The sequence below is a fragment of the Streptomyces sp. NPDC030799 genome (genome assembly GCF_055572255.1).
Window position 1 is genome coordinate 130,403 of record NZ_JBVIDS010000011.1, and the last position, 13,751, is coordinate 144,153.

Below are 13,751 nucleotides of genomic sequence, written 5' to 3' on the forward strand. Positions count from 1 at the left end.
TCAGCGTGCGGCGAGGCCCAGCAGACGGGCGCCCGCGTCCCGGCCGCGGCCACGTCGAGGCGTTCGGTGGGCAGCTCGCGCAGCACGTCGGGGCCGAGCCCGGCCTCCGCCAGGGCGATCAGGGCGCCGGTACGGCGGTCCCAGGCCTGATGGAACCCGGGCGGACCGCTGACATGGGCGAGGGAGCGGTGCCCGGCGTCCACCGGATACCGGACCGCGAGTGCGCCGCCGGCCACGTCGTCCACGGACACCGAGCACTCGGTGGTGCCCTGGGCAACCCGGTCGACCAGCACGAACGGGATGTCGTGCCGGCGGAAGGTCTCGATGTTGCGGCCGGTGGCGTCGGCCGGGGTGAGCAGCACGCCCCGCACCCGCTGCTCGGCGAAGAGCGCCAGGTACTCGGCCTCCTCCGCGGCGTTCCGCGCGCTGTTGCACACCATCACCCCCTAGCCCGCCTCGCGGGCCGCCCGCTCGGCACCCCGCGCCACGTCCAACCGGCGGCGAGGGCGGCACTGGTGCGGCGGAGGGAGGATTGAGCATCACGGGCGGTTCTTGGCAAGGAGGACGACGCTGCCCGGTGGCGAGAGGCCGAGGCACGGCTCGCCACACGGTGAGGATGTCTGCCCCGGCGAGGCCGTCTCCTCCGCGGCGGTGTCCGCCCACTACCCTGCACTCGTCCGATGACCGACCCCGAGGAGCCGTGATGCGTGTCGCCCTGTTCCTGACCTGTGTCAACGACACGCTCTATCCGGACACCGGCCGCGCCGTGGTGAAACTGCTGACCCGGCTGGGCGTCGACGTCGATTTCCCGATGGGCCAGAGCTGCTGCGGGCAGGCGCACTACAACACCGGTTACCGGCACGAGGCCGAGCCGCTGGCCCGCCACTTCTCCGATGTCTTCCGCGAGTACGAGGCGATCGTGACCCCGTCCGGGTCCTGCGGGGCGATGGTGCGGGAGCTGTATCCCCGGATGGGCGAGCGGGCCAGGGCCGAGGGGCGCGGGGACTGGCTCGCGCGGACCCTGGCGCCGGTGGTGCCGAAGACGTACGAGCTGACGGAGTTCCTGGTGGACGTGCTGGGCGTGACGGATGTGGGCGCCTACTACCCCCACACGGTCACCTATCACCCGACCTGCCACGGGCTGCGCGGCCTGGGGCTGGGCGACCGGCCGCACCGGCTCCTCCAGGCCGTCAAGGGGCTGGAACTGGTCGAGCTGCCCGGTGCCGAGGAGTGCTGCGGCTTCGGCGGGACCTTCGCACTGAAGAACGCCGAGGTGTCGGCGGCGATGGGCGCGGACAAGGTGCGCAACGCCGAGTCGACCGGCGCTCAGGTGCTGTGCGCGGCCGACAACTCGTGTCTGATGCACATCGGCGGCACGATGAGCCGGCTGCGGACGGACATGCGGCCGGTGCACATCGCGGAGATCCTGGCGAGCACGGAGGAGGAACCGGCGGCATGAGCGGAACGTTCGTCGGCATGCCGGCCTTTCCGAAGGCCGCGCACGAAGCCGTCCACAACCCCACCCTGCGCGGCAATCTGCGCCACGCCACGCACACCATCCGCGCCAAACGTACCCGCGCGGTCGCCGAGTTGGACGACTGGGCGGCGCTGCGCGAGGCGGGCCGCCGGATCAAGGATCACGCGCTGCGCCATCTCGACCGTTATCTGGAGCAGCTGGAGGAGTCGGTCACCGCGGCGGGCGGTACGGTCCACTGGGCGGCGGACGCCGACGAGGCCAACCGGATCGTCGCGGACCTGGTGAAGGCGACCGGAGAGTCGGAGGTCGTCAAGGTCAAGTCGATGGCCACCCAGGAGATCGGGCTCAACGAGGCCCTTCTCGAAGAGGGCATCCGCGCCTACGAGACCGATCTGGCCGAGCTGATCGTGCAGCTGGGCAAGGACCGGCCCTCGCACATCCTGGTGCCGGCCATCCACCGGAACCGGGGGGAGATCCGGGACATCTTCCGCTCCGAGATGGGCGCGTGGGGCCGCCCGGCCCCCGAGGGGCTGACCGACACTCCCGCAGAGCTCGCCGAGGCGGCCCGGCTGCATCTGCGGGAGAAGTTCCTGCGGGCCAAGGTCGGTGTCTCGGGCGCCAACTTCATGGTCGCCGAGACCGGCACCCTGGTGGTCGTGGAGTCCGAGGGCAACGGCCGGATGTGTCTGACCCTCCCGGAGACGCTGATCTCGGTCGTCGGCATCGAGAAGATCGTGCCCACCTGGCGGGACCTGGAGGTCTTCCTGCAGACCCTCCCCCGCTCCTCCACCGCCGAGCGCATGAACCCGTACACGAGCATGTGGACCGGCACGACGGACGAGGACGGGCCACGGACCTTCCACCTGGTGCTGCTCGACAACGGCCGCACCGACGCCCTCGCCGACCAGGTGGGCCGCCAGGCTCTGCGCTGCATCCGCTGCTCGGCCTGCCTGAATGTGTGCCCGGTGTACGAGCGGGCGGGCGGCCACGCCTACGGCTCGGTCTATCCCGGCCCGATCGGCGCGATCCTCAGCCCCCAACTCCGCGGCACCACAAGCGAGATCGACGCTTCACTGCCGTACGCGTCGAGTCTGTGCGGGGCCTGCTACGAGGTGTGCCCGGTCGCCATCGACATCCCCGAGGTGCTGGTGCATCTGCGCGAGCGGGTCGTGGCGGGCGGCCCGGCGGTGCGGCAGGGCAACAAGGTGGTGCTGAAACCGGCCAAGGGGCACGCGGCCGAGCGGGCGGCGATGCGCGCGGCACGCTGGGCGTTCGCCCACCCCGGCGCCCTGCGTGCCGGTCAGCGGCTCGCCTCCCGCACCCGCCGGCTGCACCCTCGTACCCTGCCGGGCCCGGGGAAGGCGTGGAGCGGCACCCGGGACCTGCCGGCCGTGCCGGCGGAGCCGTTCCGGGACTGGTGGCAGCGCACGCGCGGCGGAGAGGACGGCACCAAGTGAGCAGCAGGGACAGGATCCTGGGCCGGGTGCGGCGGGCACTCGCCGATGTGACACCGGACGAGAGGCCGTACGGGGAAGCGGTGCCCCGGGACTATCTGCGCGTGCACGGGGAGCGCACGACGGAGCAGACGGTGGAGTTGCTGGCCGAGAACCTGGCGGACTACCGGGCGATCGTGCACCGCGCCGACGCGGAGGAACTGCCCCTGCTCATCATGCGGCTGCTGGCCGAGCAGGGCGCGCAGGAGGTGCTGGTGCCGCCCGGACTGCCACCGGAGTGGATGGCCGCCGCGGACCCGGTCCGGATCCCCGACCGGGCGGCGGACACGCCGCAGCGGCTGGACCGGGTGGACAGCGTGGTGACGGGGTGTGCCCTGGCGATCGCCGAGACCGGCACGATCGTCCTGGACGGCTCCCCCGACCAGGGGCGGCGCCGTATCTCGCTCATCCCGGACCACCACATCTGTGTCGTGCGCGTACCCGGCCAGGTGGTCTCCTCGGTCCCCCAGGCTCTTGAACGCCTCGCTCCCGCACGACCGTTGACCTGGATCTCCGGTCCGTCGGCGACCAGCGACATCGAGCTGGACCGGGTGGAGGGCGTGCACGGACCGCGGAAGCTGGACGTGGTCCTGCTGAGCTGACCCGGTGCCCCTCCGACGGCGGCCGGGCGCGGTGGTCACGCTGATGCGGTACGCGGTCGCCGTCATCCCTTCGGCCGTTCGGTCGGTCGTTTGATTCGTTTCACTCGGTCGGAGAGCATGCCGGCAGGGGCGCCGTTAGCGTGAGGGAATGATCCGGTTCGAGCATGTCACCAAGCGGTATCCGGACGGTACGACGGCCGTGGACGACCTCTCCTTCGAGGTGGCCGAGGGAGAGCTGGTCACGCTCGTCGGCCCGTCGGGCTGCGGCAAGACGACGACCATGATGATGGTCAACCGGCTCATCGAGCCGACCTCCGGCCGGATCCTCGTCGACGGCGAGGACATCGCCGGCGTCGACCCCGTGCGGCTGCGCCGCCGTATCGGCTACGTCATCCAGCAGGTGGGCCTCTTCCCGCACCGCACCGTCCTGGACAACACCGCGACCGTGCCCGCGCTGCTCGGCTGGAAGCGTGCGGAGGCACGGGCGCGGGCCGCCGAACTGCTGGACCTGGTGGGGCTGGACCCGAAGACGTACGGTCGGCGCTACCCGGAGCAGTTGTCCGGCGGGCAGCGGCAGCGGGTGGGGGTGGCGCGGGCGCTCGCGGCGGATCCGCCGGTGCTGCTGATGGACGAGCCGTTCGGTGCGGTCGACCCGGTCGTGCGGGAGCAGCTGCAGGACGAGTTCCTGCGTATGCAGGCCGCCGTGCGCAAGACGGTGCTGCTGGTCACGCACGACATCGAGGAGGCCGTCCGGCTCGGCGACCGCATCGCCGTCTACGGACAGGGCCGCATCGAGCAGTTCGACACGCCGGGCGCGGTGCTCGGAGCGCCCGCGACTGCGTACGTCGCCGGTTTTGTGGGCGCGGACCGGGGGTTGAAGCGGCTGTCGGTCACCGCGATCGAGCCGGACGACCTGGAACAGCCGCCCGTGGCCCGGCTGGACGAGCCCGCCGAACGAGCCGTCGAGCGGCTGCGGGCCCAGGGCGCGCGGTGGACAGTGGTCCTCGACGGGCACGGTGATCTGCACGGCTGGGCCGGCATCGAGGAACTGGCGGCGGGCGGCAGCGTCGGGGATCTGGCCCATCGGATGACCGCGTGGGTGCCGGTGGGCGCGCCGCTGAAGCAGGCGTTCGGGGTGATGCTCCAGCACGACGCCGGGTGGGTCGCGGTGCTGGACGGCGCACGCTTCCTCGGCGTGCTCACCCCGGCGAAGCTGCACGAGGCGCTGCGCCGCTCGGTGGACGCGGATGCGCGCGGCGTGACGCGGGGGCAGGTGCCGTTCGACTCGGTGGCGGACGCGTGACGTCTGCTGTTTCAGCCTGTGTGAGCAGGCCCTTTTCTTTGAGATAGGTCCGGGTGACGTCGGCGGGCAGCCGGCGCCGGCTGTCGACCTGCTGGTTCAGCTGTGCCAGGTCCTTGGTCGTGAGAACGTCGTTGAGCCTGCCGAGCGCCTTGGCCACGCGGTCGCTGCCTGCCCGGGAACGGTTGACGACCGGGACCACGTAGTCGGCGTTCTGCAGATGTCTGTCGTCGGCGAGCAGGACCAGGCCGAAGGAGTCCAGCGTGGCGTCCGTGGTGGTGGTCAGCACCATCTGGTCCCTGCCGTCCTGCACGGCCCGCTTGGCCTGTGTGGTGCCGACGCCCTTGGGATCGACGCCGGTGATGCCGATGCCGTACACCTTCTTCAGCCCCGGCTCGCAGTACGGCCGTTGTACGCATTCGTCACCGGCGGCGAGCCGTACCTTCAGCTTCGCGGCACCGAGGTCGCTGAGGGTCTTGAGGTGGTGCTCGCGGGCGTAGGCGGCGCTGACCGCGAAGGCGTTCTGGTCGACGGCCCGGCCGGGCGGGAGGACGGTGAGCCCGCGGGGCGTGGCGAGCGTGTGCAGGGCCTTCATGGTGGCGGTGAGGTCGGGTGAGCCGACCGGCTTCGCGTCGGCGCCGTGGGTCTTGGCGTTCAGCCAGTCGGCGAAGGTGGCCGCGTACTCGGGTACGACGTCGATCTGGCCGGACTCCAGCGCCGGTTCGTACAGCTCCCGGTTGGCGACCGTGAGGATCGAGGTCGTGTACCCCGCCTGGTTCAGCAACTGCGCATACATCTGGGCGAGCAGGTCGCTCTCGGTGAAGCCGGCCGAGCCGATGGTCAGGTGGTGACGGTCCCCGGGCGGCACGGTGACCCGACCACGGTTCTCCAGGGAGGGGCCGGTGGAGCAGGCGGTGAGGGCGAGGAGGGAGACCACAGCGAGGGCTCTCCTCATGGGCTGTTCGCGGCCTGCGGGGACGCTGCCGGCCGGCCGCCGCCGGCTCCTGCCCGGGCCGGTCATCGGGCGCCCCTCGCCCGCACCGGCGCCAGTCTCTCGGCGAGCTCGAACATGCCCTCGACCACCAGTGCGAAGACCGCGACGAGCAGGGCGCCCGCGACCACCTGGGGCGTGCTGGCGAGGTTGAAGCCGGCGGTGATGATCCGGCCGAGGCCGCCGCCCCCTGCGAGCGCGGCGATGGTGGCGGTGGCGACCAGCTGGACGGCGGCGATCCGTACCCCGTTGAGGATCATGGGCAGCGCGAGCGGCAGCTCCACACGCAGCAGCATCTGCCGTCCGGTCATCCCCATGCCCCGGGCCGCCTGGACGATCCCTCGGTCGACCTCGCGCATCCCGACATAGGCGTTGGTGAGCAGCGGTGGAACGGCGAACAGCACCAGCGCCACCACCGTGGGCCCCTCGCCCCACCTGCCGACCGGCGTCAGGAGCAGCAGGACCAGGACGGCGAAGGTGGGCACGGCCCGGCCGACGTTGGAGATGTTGACGGCGAGCGCGCCGCCCTTGCCGAGGTGGCCGAGGACCAGGGCGACGGGCAGCGCGATCAGGCAGCTGAGCAGCAGGCAGACCACGGTGAGCACCAGGTGCTGGAGCAGCCGGTGCCGGATGCCGTCGTCGCCGGACCAGTGCGCGGGGTCGGCGAGCCAGTCCCAGGTCACGGTGAGCGTGCTCATGCGCGGCCCGCCGTCGCCCCGGTGGTCCTCATGAGCGGCCCGCCTTCGCCCCGGTGGCCCTCATGGGCACCCGCCCTCGCCGCGGAGGCACGCGTGCGCGGCCCGTCCTGGCCCACGGCGTGATCAGCCACTGCACGCCCAGCAGGAGCAGGTCGGCGGCGACGGCGATCAGCACACAGAGCACGGACGCGGTGAGGACCTGGGCCTTGAAGTAGGTGTTCATCCCGGCGTAGATGAGGTTGCCGAGGCCGCCGAACCCGACGATCGCGCCGACCGTGACCAGGGAGACCGCTGAGACGGTGGCGATGCGCAGGCCGGCCATCGCGGCGGGCAGGGCGAGGGGCAGTTCCACGGTGAGCAGCAGGCGGATCGGGCCGTAGCCGAGGCCGCGCGCGGCCTGTCGGGTCTCCTCGGGGACCGCGCGCAGGCCGGCGAGGATGTTCCGGACGAGCAGGGTGAGCGAGTACAGCACGAGCCCGGCGACGACGAGGGTGGCCGAGAGCCCGTACAGGGGCAGGAGCAGGGAGAACATGGCGAGTGACGGGATGGTGTAGAGGATCGTCGTCGCGGCGAGGACCGGGCCGGCCGCCCAGCTCCAGCGGCGCGCCAGCACGGCGAGCGGCATGGCGATGACCAGGCCGATCAGGACCGACAGGACGGTCAGCTGAAGGTGCTGCACGACCGCGTCGAGGAGGATCTGACGGCGGGTGCTCAGATAGGCGCCGCAGATCCACTCGTTGCGCGCGAGGCAGTCGTCCAAAGGCGCGGTCACGGTTTCATTGGACCGGGTGGACGAGCGGATCGGCACGTTGCGCTGGCCCACATGGGGGGAGGCCGCCGGCCCCCGCTGGGGCTTCGGGTGACAAGAGCGCTGAACAAGCGCTTAGATATGGGCACCGGACCCCGCTCCCGACCCGCCGGAGGCCCCCGTTGTTCACGTCCGTCGACGACGTCTCCGCCCGCCTCGCCGAGACCGGCTACCTCGCCTCGCCCGCCGTCGCCACGACCGTGTTCCTCGCCGACCGGCTGGGCAAGCCGCTGCTGGTGGAGGGCCCGGCCGGGGTCGGCAAGACCGAGCTGGCCAAGGCCGTCGCCCAGGTGTCCGGGGCACGGCTGGTGCGGCTGCAGTGCTACGAAGGCGTGGACGAGTCCCGGGCGCTGTACGAGTGGAACCACGCCAAGCAGCTGCTGCGGATCAGCGCCGGCCGCGACGAGAGCTGGGACGAGACCCGCACCGACATCTTCAGCGAGGAGTTCCTGCTCCCCCGCCCGCTGCTCACCGCCATCCGCGGCGACGAGCCGACCGTGCTGCTGATCGACGAGACCGACAAGGCCGACGTCGAGATGGAGGGCCTGCTGCTGGAGGTGCTCAGCGACTTCCAGATCACCGTCCCGGAGCTGGGCACGGTCACCGCGACCCGCCGCCCGTTCGTCGTCCTCACCTCCAACGCCGGCCGGGAGCTGTCCGAGGCGCTGCGCCGCCGCTGCCTGTTCCTGCACATCGGCTTCCCCGAAGAGGAGCTGGAGCGGCGGATCGTACGGCTGAAGGTGCCGGGCCTCGGCGCGGCGCTGGCCGAGTCGGTGGTCCGGGTGGTCGGGGCGCTGCGCGCGATGGACCTGCGCAAGGCGCCGTCCGTCGCCGAGACCATCGACTGGGCGCGCACCCTGCTGGCCCTGGGCGCCGACACGCTGGACGAGACGGTCGTACGGGACAGTCTCGGGGTGATCCTCAAGCACCAGGACGACATACAGACGGCGGCGGCGAAGCTCGACCTGGACGCGCTGTGAGCGCGGTCGCCGAGCGGATCACCGGGCTGGTCGGGGCGCTGCGCGCGCACGGGGTGCGGATCGGCACGGGCGAGACGGTGGACGCGGCCCGCGCGGTGGAGGCGCTGGGGCTGGCCGATCGGGAGCGGCTGCGCGAGGGGCTGGCCGCGACGCTGTTGCACGGCCCCGGGCAGCGGGCGGTGTTCGACCCGGTCTTCGACCTGTACTTCCCGCGCGGGGTCGGCGGTCCGGACGGGGAATCCGGGGACCGTGAGGCGCTGCGCGACCGCCTGGCGCAGGCGCTGGCGGCCGACGACCGTGCGCAGATGGCCCGATTGGCGGCGGAGGCGGTCGACGGCTGGGGAGGATACGGCAGTTCACCCGGCTCGGACGGCTTCTCGGCGTACCAGACCCTGGACCGGCTGCGCCCGCAAACGCTGTTGGCCCGGGTGCGGGCCGATGTCCGGGGCCGCGAGGGGAGCGGCGCAGGCTTCGCGGACCGGTTGCTGGACGACGAGATCCGGCGCCGGATCGAGGCCTTCCGGCGGATGGTCGGGGCGGAGGCCCGCCGCCGGGTCGCCGAGCGGCGCGGGCGGGACGAGATCGCCCGGCGCGGTGTCGTACCGACCGCCGACCGGGTGGACTTCCTGTTCGCGAACCGGGACCAACTGGCCGAACTGCGCCGGGCGGTGCAGCCGCTGGCACGCAAGCTCGCCACCCGGCTGGCCGCACGCCGCCGCCGGGCCGCGCGCGGTACCGTCGACCTGCGCCGCACCCTGCGCTCCTCGCTGTCCACGGGCGGCGTGCCGATGCGGCCGGTGCTGCGCCGGCGCCGCCCGGTCCGCCCCGAACTGGTGCTGCTCTGCGATGTGTCCGGCTCGGTGTCCGGCTTCTCGGACTTCACGATGCTGCTGGTGCAGGCGCTGCACGACCAGTTCAGCAAGGTCCGGGTGTTCGCCTTCGTCAACCGGCTCGACGAGGTGACCGGCCTGCTCGGCCACGGCCGCGCCGACCCCGACGGACTGAGCGCCCGGATCCGCGCCGAGGCCACGCTGACCGGCTGGCACGGCAGCAGCGACTACGGCGTGGCGCTGGGCGAGTTCACCGAGCGGTACGGCGGCGCGGTCGGCCCGCGTACGACCGTGTTCGTCCTCGGGGACGCCCGGACGAACATGAGCGACCCGAACCTGGCCGCCGTACGCGAGGTCGCCCGGCGGGCTCGCCGCGTGTACTGGCTGAACCCCGAGCCGAGCGCTCAGTGGGGCACCGGCGACTCGGCCGCGCCCGCCTACGCCGACCTGGTCGAGATGCACGAGTGCCGTACGGCCCGCCAGCTCAGCGCGCTGATCGCCCGCCTGCTGCCGGTGTGATCGACTGGTCCCGAACGACCGCGATCGGCATCCCCGCTCCGCACCGAAGGGCGTACGCCATGAGTCACTCCCCCGTACCGCTCGGCACTTTCCCCACCCCCGTCGAACCGGCGCCCCGGCTGGCCGCCGCGCTCGGGCTCGGACCCGGGGACCTGTGGATCAAGCGGGACGACCTGACCGGTCCGGGCGGCGGCGGGAACAAGATCCGCAAGCTGGAGTGGACGGTGGGCGCGGCCCTCGCCGAGGGCGCGGACACACTCGTGACCACGGGTGCCCCGCAGAGCAACCATGCCCGGCTGACCGCCGCGGCGGCCGCCCGGCTGGGCCTGTCCGCCGTCCTCGTACTGCGCGGCACACCGGGCGCCTCGCACTCCGGGAACCTTGCGCTGGACGGGCTGTTCGGGGCGCGGCTCGTCTGGGCGGGCGAGGTGGACCGGGCGGGGCTGGACGCGGCGGCGGCCGAGGTGTGCGCGCGGCTGCGGGCCGGCGGTGCCCGGACCGCGCTGATCCCGTTCGGCGGGTCGGGAGTGCTGGGCGCCCGTGGCTATGTGCGCTGCGGCGAGGAACTGGACGAGCAGCTGCCGGAGCTGCGGACGGTGGTGGTCGCGCTCGGTTCGGGCGGCACCATGGCCGGGCTGGTCGCGGCCCTGGGCACCGGTGCGGTGCTCGGCGTCGACGTGGGCGCCCTGGCCGACCCGGCGGCGGCCGTGACGGAGTTCGCGGCGCCGCTCACCACGGAGGAGGTCACGGCCGAGGGGCTGCGGGTGCGCCGGGACCAGGTGGGTGCCGGGTACGCGACGCTGACCGGCCCGGCGAGCGAGGCGCTCCGGCTCGCCGCCCGCACCGAGGGCCTGGTCCTGGACCCCGTCTACACGGCCCGGGCCCTCGCCGGCCTCCACGCGGCCGTCCGCGACGGTGAGATCCGCCCGGGCGAGAAGACGGTATTCGTCCACACCGGCGGCCTACCCGGCCTGTTCGGCCACCCAGCCGCCGTCGCCTTCGCGGAGGAGGGGGCAGGGGCCTTTTAAGGGGAGAGGCGGGGTCGTCTTCTCAAGGTGAGGGGGCAGGTCAGGGTGAGGGGGGAGGCCTTCGAAGGGTGAGAGCCATCGAGGGGCGAGGGAGCAGGCCTTCGAGGAGCAAGGGTCGGAGACGTTTGCGGGGCGAGGGGTCGGAGGCCTCCGCGGAGCAAGGAGCCGAAGACCTTCGCGGGGCGAGGGCACCTTGCAGGGGCGGCGCTGCAAAAAAAGGGGTGGCGCCTAGCCGCACGGCGGTGCTACGACGCACGCCCGTGGCGGCCTTTCGACCGGCGCCGCTCTTCCTCCGGTGGTGGCTCAACGACGGACGGCGGCTCCTCTTCGGGGGCGGCGGATGCGGCCCGGGCCACCGGCACGGCGACCGGGTCACACCATGTGCGACCCGGTTCCGCGAGCGGGCGGACCGCCGTGCCCGCCCCGCCCTGTCAGCCCTTCGCGTACTCCTTCGCCATGGTCCCGGCGAAGTCGAAGACCACGACCTGTTCGTCGCCCACCACCCAGGCGTCGTGCCCGGGCGGGCACACGAACACGTCGCCGGGGCCTATCTCGGCCTCGCCGCCGTCGTCCATGCGGATGCGCATCCGCCCCCGCAGCACATAGCCGTTGTGGTGGACCATGCAGCTGTCGGTGCCTGCGAGCGGAGCCACGGACTCCGACCAGCGCCATCCGGGTTCGAAGGTGGCCACGGCGAAGTCGAGCCCGGTCAGGTGCAAAGCTTCGAGGTGACCGCGGGGGAAGTCGCGCCGTTCGTCAGGCTTCTCGACCGTCTTCACTTCCAGCATGACGGTGTCCTCCCTTCCGGCCGCTCACCGCGGCCGGGGCCGGCCACCGTCCCCCGGCGGCCTCGGACGGCACCGGCGCTGCGGCGGCGGCCGTACCCCACGCCACCATCGTCGGCCTCGCGCCCGTGCGACGCCACACGGGACCGGACAACGATGTCGGCCGTACGAGACCGAGGACACCGCATGCCGCCGCACGCCGCCACCCGCCGCCACTGGCGCCGGGCCGCCGGGCCACGGGAACCGTCCTGGCGCACGGGGTGAGCCCGGCGGGAACCTCCCCGGCGGTCAGCGCGCCCACGCCGGGGCCGTGCCGCAGGCCGTTCGCTCGGCGTGACGGCGTACGGCGAACAAGGCGGCGGCGTAGGCGAGATCGAGCAGGAAGCAGCCGACGTAGAGGTAGTACATGAGGGCGCTGTCATGGCGGGGCACCGAGTCGGGGTCGGTGAGCATCGACAGGGAGGCGCAGGCCGTGCCGAGGAGCTTGGTCACCGCGATGCCCATGGACTGGCCGCGGGTGCCCCGGCGGGCGGCGAGCATCGCGAGGAACATGCCGGACATCGCCAGGTTGCTGCCGAACGCGGTGACGGCACCGGCTCCGGCGTCGAACTGCTCCGAGGCGTAGTTCATGCCCGGATAGGCGAAGGCGATCAGCACGGCGAGCGCAGGCAGGAACAACCGCTCGGGCACGTAAGGGAATTCGGCCCGTCCGAAACGTACGAGCGTGTAGCCGACGGCCAGGTCGAAGCAGAACCATACGATGTTGACGATGTGCCCGAGCCCGGTCGGGGGCCGCACGAACGCGAACGTGAACTCCCAGCTGATGTTGGTGGCGAAGGCGACCACGGGCATCCCGAACGTACGCTCCCGCAGCCCCGTCCGGATCAGCAGCACATAGGTCGCCGTCCAGAACGCCCCCGTGCCGAGCAGGAACAGTGTGTGCATGAAGACCCCCGTCTGCCGACCACTTGATGCGCAACGGTGACTACTGTGGCAGAGATGTCCCGCCCGATCATCCGAAGGGTGACCATGTTCGCGACCTCCCTCGGCTCCGACGGCGCCGAGCTGTGTCCTCTCCAGCCCTGGCAGGCCGAGGAGTTCCTCGCCCATGTGAACCGGGGCCGGGAGTTCATCGGGCGGTTCAACGGCCTGCCGGACGTGGTCACGGACCTGCCGGCCGCCCAGTCGTTCCTGACGGCGTACGCCGGAAAGGAAGCGGCCGACGCGGGGCTGATCCGGGGGATCCGACTCGACGGCACACTGGTCGGAGCGGTCATCCTGCGCCGGATGGACGTCGCGCAGGGTACGGCGGAGGCGGGTTGCTGGCTGGAACCGGCCGCGGTGGGCCGGGGTCTGGTGACCCGCGCCGCGCGGCTGCTCATCGACTGGGCGATCAGGGAGCGCGGCATCCACCGGGTCGAGTGGTGGGTGTCGGCGGGAAACGCGCCCAGCATCGCGGTCGCCCGGCGGCTCGGCATGCGCAAGGAGGCCGTGCTGCGGGAGAGTTACCCCTACCGGGGCGAGCGGCACGACGAGGAGATCTGGTCGGTGCTGGCACCGGAGTGGACGGGTGGGGCCGGCGGCGCGGGCGGGTGAGGGGTAAGGGCGGCCCGACCGCAGGCTGACCACCGGCCCGGGAAAGTTCCCGTTCGTCGCCTGCAACCTCGGTCGGGGTCGGACGTCTGTCCGGGTGGAGGCCTCCACTTCGACCAGATGCCCGATCCCGAACGACCGAAGGAACCCATGTCCGCACACCGTGCATCCCGGCCCGGCCGTGCCCGCAGGCTGCGTGCCGCCCTGGGGGTCTCCGCCATCGGCGCGGCCCTGGCCGTCGCCGGCACCATCACCGCCCAGGCGGCCCAGGACGGCAGCCACACCGCCCTCCACAACGGCGCCACCCCCACACCGGCACCGGCGAACGACCACGCGCCCCCGTCCACCGCACCATCGCCAGTCCGCACAGCAACCCTCTCCCCCGTACCCACACCGCCCCACACCGCGACCCCCTCCCCCGTGCCGGGCACTCCGACCCCGGTGCCGGCACCGACACACGCCCAGCCGAGCCCCGTACCCTCCTCGCCCGCACCCGCGACCCCGAGCCCCATGCCCGCACCGATGCGGCACGAGCACGTTCCGCAGCACGGCCCCGCAGCACCGGCGCCGGTTCCGCAGCACGACTGAGCACCACCGAGTCAGGGACCGGAAGCGTGGCCCGCGCTCGGCGGCACCCCGCTTGCGGT

At 72.7% G+C, this 13,751-nt stretch carries 14 protein-coding genes and 1 pseudogene; 9 read left to right on the top strand and 6 right to left on the bottom strand.

What is annotated here, in order from left to right; translation table 11 throughout:
• Nucleotides 1-3: 3 nt before the first annotated feature.
• A pseudogene (locus ACZ41I_RS26625) lies at nt 4-494 on the bottom strand (substrate-binding domain-containing protein); the annotation flags it as partial.
• A gap of 209 nt (nt 495-703) precedes the next feature.
• Between ACZ41I_RS26625 and ACZ41I_RS26630 the strand changes: the two are divergent.
• The 4 genes from ACZ41I_RS26630 (at nt 704) to ACZ41I_RS26645 (ending at nt 4,875) form a co-directional block, all read left to right on the top strand.
• Nucleotides 704-1,459 (top strand): (Fe-S)-binding protein, encoded by a 756-nt coding sequence (locus tag ACZ41I_RS26630; protein ID WP_363219369.1) that lies wholly within the window; start codon nt 704-706, stop codon nt 1,457-1,459.
• On the top strand, nt 1,456-2,934 hold the full coding sequence (locus ACZ41I_RS26635; protein WP_468515208.1) for a LutB/LldF family L-lactate oxidation iron-sulfur protein: 1,479 nt from the start codon (nt 1,456-1,458) through the stop codon (nt 2,932-2,934). Before ACZ41I_RS26630 ends, ACZ41I_RS26635 begins: the two co-directional genes overlap by 4 nt.
• Nucleotides 2,931-3,572, top strand: coding sequence for a LutC/YkgG family protein (locus ACZ41I_RS26640; protein WP_468318593.1), 642 nt, complete (start codon nt 2,931-2,933; stop codon nt 3,570-3,572). Before ACZ41I_RS26635 ends, ACZ41I_RS26640 begins: the two co-directional genes overlap by 4 nt.
• Before the next feature lie 148 nt (nt 3,573-3,720).
• A complete protein-coding gene (locus ACZ41I_RS26645) occupies nt 3,721-4,875 on the top strand; it encodes a betaine/proline/choline family ABC transporter ATP-binding protein (protein WP_468318596.1) in 1,155 nt (384 codons plus the stop codon).
• On the opposite strand, the gene ACZ41I_RS26650 is transcribed toward ACZ41I_RS26645, so the two are convergent.
• The 3 genes from ACZ41I_RS26650 to ACZ41I_RS26660 form a co-directional block, all read right to left on the bottom strand.
• The gene (locus ACZ41I_RS26650) at nt 4,772-5,827 is read right to left on the bottom strand and encodes an ABC transporter substrate-binding protein (RefSeq protein ID WP_468515209.1); all 1,056 of its coding nucleotides are present in this window, start codon (nt 5,825-5,827) and stop codon (nt 4,772-4,774) included. The two genes, ACZ41I_RS26645 and ACZ41I_RS26650, sit on opposite strands and share 104 nt — an antisense overlap.
• A 62-nt stretch (nt 5,828-5,889) precedes the next feature.
• The gene (locus tag ACZ41I_RS26655; RefSeq protein ID WP_468515210.1) at nt 5,890-6,561 is read right to left on the bottom strand and encodes an ABC transporter permease; all 672 of its coding nucleotides are present in this window, start codon (nt 6,559-6,561) and stop codon (nt 5,890-5,892) included.
• Between the two features lie 28 nt (nt 6,562-6,589).
• Nucleotides 6,590-7,333 carry an ABC transporter permease gene (locus ACZ41I_RS26660; protein WP_399775004.1) on the bottom strand — a complete coding sequence of 248 codons (744 nt, stop codon included), beginning with the start codon at nt 7,331-7,333 and terminating at the stop codon, nt 6,590-6,592.
• A gap of 158 nt (nt 7,334-7,491) precedes the next feature.
• On the opposite strand from ACZ41I_RS26660, the gene ACZ41I_RS26665 reads away from it, so the two are divergent.
• The 3 genes from ACZ41I_RS26665 to ACZ41I_RS26675 are packed head-to-tail and all read left to right on the top strand — an operon-like array spanning nt 7,492 to nt 10,726.
• Complete coding sequence (locus tag ACZ41I_RS26665) at nt 7,492-8,349, top strand: AAA family ATPase (RefSeq protein WP_363219362.1); 858 nt, start codon at nt 7,492-7,494, stop codon at nt 8,347-8,349.
• Nucleotides 8,346-9,698, top strand: a complete 1,353-nt coding sequence (locus ACZ41I_RS26670) for a VWA domain-containing protein (RefSeq protein ID WP_468318606.1) — start codon at nt 8,346-8,348, stop codon at nt 9,696-9,698. The genes ACZ41I_RS26665 and ACZ41I_RS26670 overlap by 4 nt, the downstream gene beginning before the upstream one ends.
• A 59-nt stretch (nt 9,699-9,757) precedes the next feature.
• Nucleotides 9,758-10,726 carry a pyridoxal-phosphate dependent enzyme gene (locus ACZ41I_RS26675; RefSeq protein WP_468515211.1) on the top strand — a complete coding sequence of 323 codons (969 nt, stop codon included), beginning with the start codon at nt 9,758-9,760 and terminating at the stop codon, nt 10,724-10,726.
• 431 nt (nt 10,727-11,157) lie between these two features.
• On the opposite strand, the gene ACZ41I_RS26680 is transcribed toward ACZ41I_RS26675, so the two are convergent.
• Nucleotides 11,158-11,514 carry a cupin domain-containing protein gene (locus ACZ41I_RS26680; protein ID WP_363219724.1) on the bottom strand — a complete coding sequence of 119 codons (357 nt, stop codon included), beginning with the start codon at nt 11,512-11,514 and terminating at the stop codon, nt 11,158-11,160.
• A 285-nt stretch (nt 11,515-11,799) separates the two neighbouring features.
• Complete coding sequence (locus ACZ41I_RS26685; protein ID WP_363219723.1) at nt 11,800-12,456, bottom strand: transmembrane-type terpene cyclase; 657 nt, start codon at nt 12,454-12,456, stop codon at nt 11,800-11,802.
• A gap of 84 nt (nt 12,457-12,540) precedes the next feature.
• On the opposite strand from ACZ41I_RS26685, the gene ACZ41I_RS26690 reads away from it, so the two are divergent.
• Complete coding sequence (locus ACZ41I_RS26690) at nt 12,541-13,107, top strand: GNAT family N-acetyltransferase (protein ID WP_468515350.1); 567 nt, start codon at nt 12,541-12,543, stop codon at nt 13,105-13,107.
• A 147-nt stretch (nt 13,108-13,254) separates the two neighbouring features.
• Nucleotides 13,255-13,692, top strand: a complete 438-nt coding sequence (locus tag ACZ41I_RS26695) for a hypothetical protein (protein WP_468515212.1) — start codon at nt 13,255-13,257, stop codon at nt 13,690-13,692.
• Nucleotides 13,693-13,751: the final 59 nt, after the last annotated feature.

Coding starts and splice junctions, on each gene's coding strand:
- ACZ41I_RS26645 (WP_468318596.1), top strand. CDS start 3,721: ATGATCCGGTTCGAGCATGTCACCAAGCGGTATCCGGACGGTACGACG.
- ACZ41I_RS26685 (WP_363219723.1), bottom strand. CDS start 12,456: ATGCACACACTGTTCCTGCTCGGCACGGGGGCGTTCTGGACGGCGACC.
- ACZ41I_RS26675 (WP_468515211.1), top strand. CDS start 9,758: ATGAGTCACTCCCCCGTACCGCTCGGCACTTTCCCCACCCCCGTCGAA.
- ACZ41I_RS26635 (WP_468515208.1), top strand. CDS start 1,456: ATGAGCGGAACGTTCGTCGGCATGCCGGCCTTTCCGAAGGCCGCGCAC.
- ACZ41I_RS26690 (WP_468515350.1), top strand. CDS start 12,541: ATGTTCGCGACCTCCCTCGGCTCCGACGGCGCCGAGCTGTGTCCTCTC.
- ACZ41I_RS26695 (WP_468515212.1), top strand. CDS start 13,255: ATGTCCGCACACCGTGCATCCCGGCCCGGCCGTGCCCGCAGGCTGCGT.
- ACZ41I_RS26655 (WP_468515210.1), bottom strand. CDS start 6,561: ATGAGCACGCTCACCGTGACCTGGGACTGGCTCGCCGACCCCGCGCAC.
- ACZ41I_RS26650 (WP_468515209.1), bottom strand. CDS start 5,827: ATGAGGAGAGCCCTCGCTGTGGTCTCCCTCCTCGCCCTCACCGCCTGC.
- ACZ41I_RS26680 (WP_363219724.1), bottom strand. CDS start 11,514: ATGCTGGAAGTGAAGACGGTCGAGAAGCCTGACGAACGGCGCGACTTC.
- ACZ41I_RS26630 (WP_363219369.1), top strand. CDS start 704: ATGCGTGTCGCCCTGTTCCTGACCTGTGTCAACGACACGCTCTATCCG.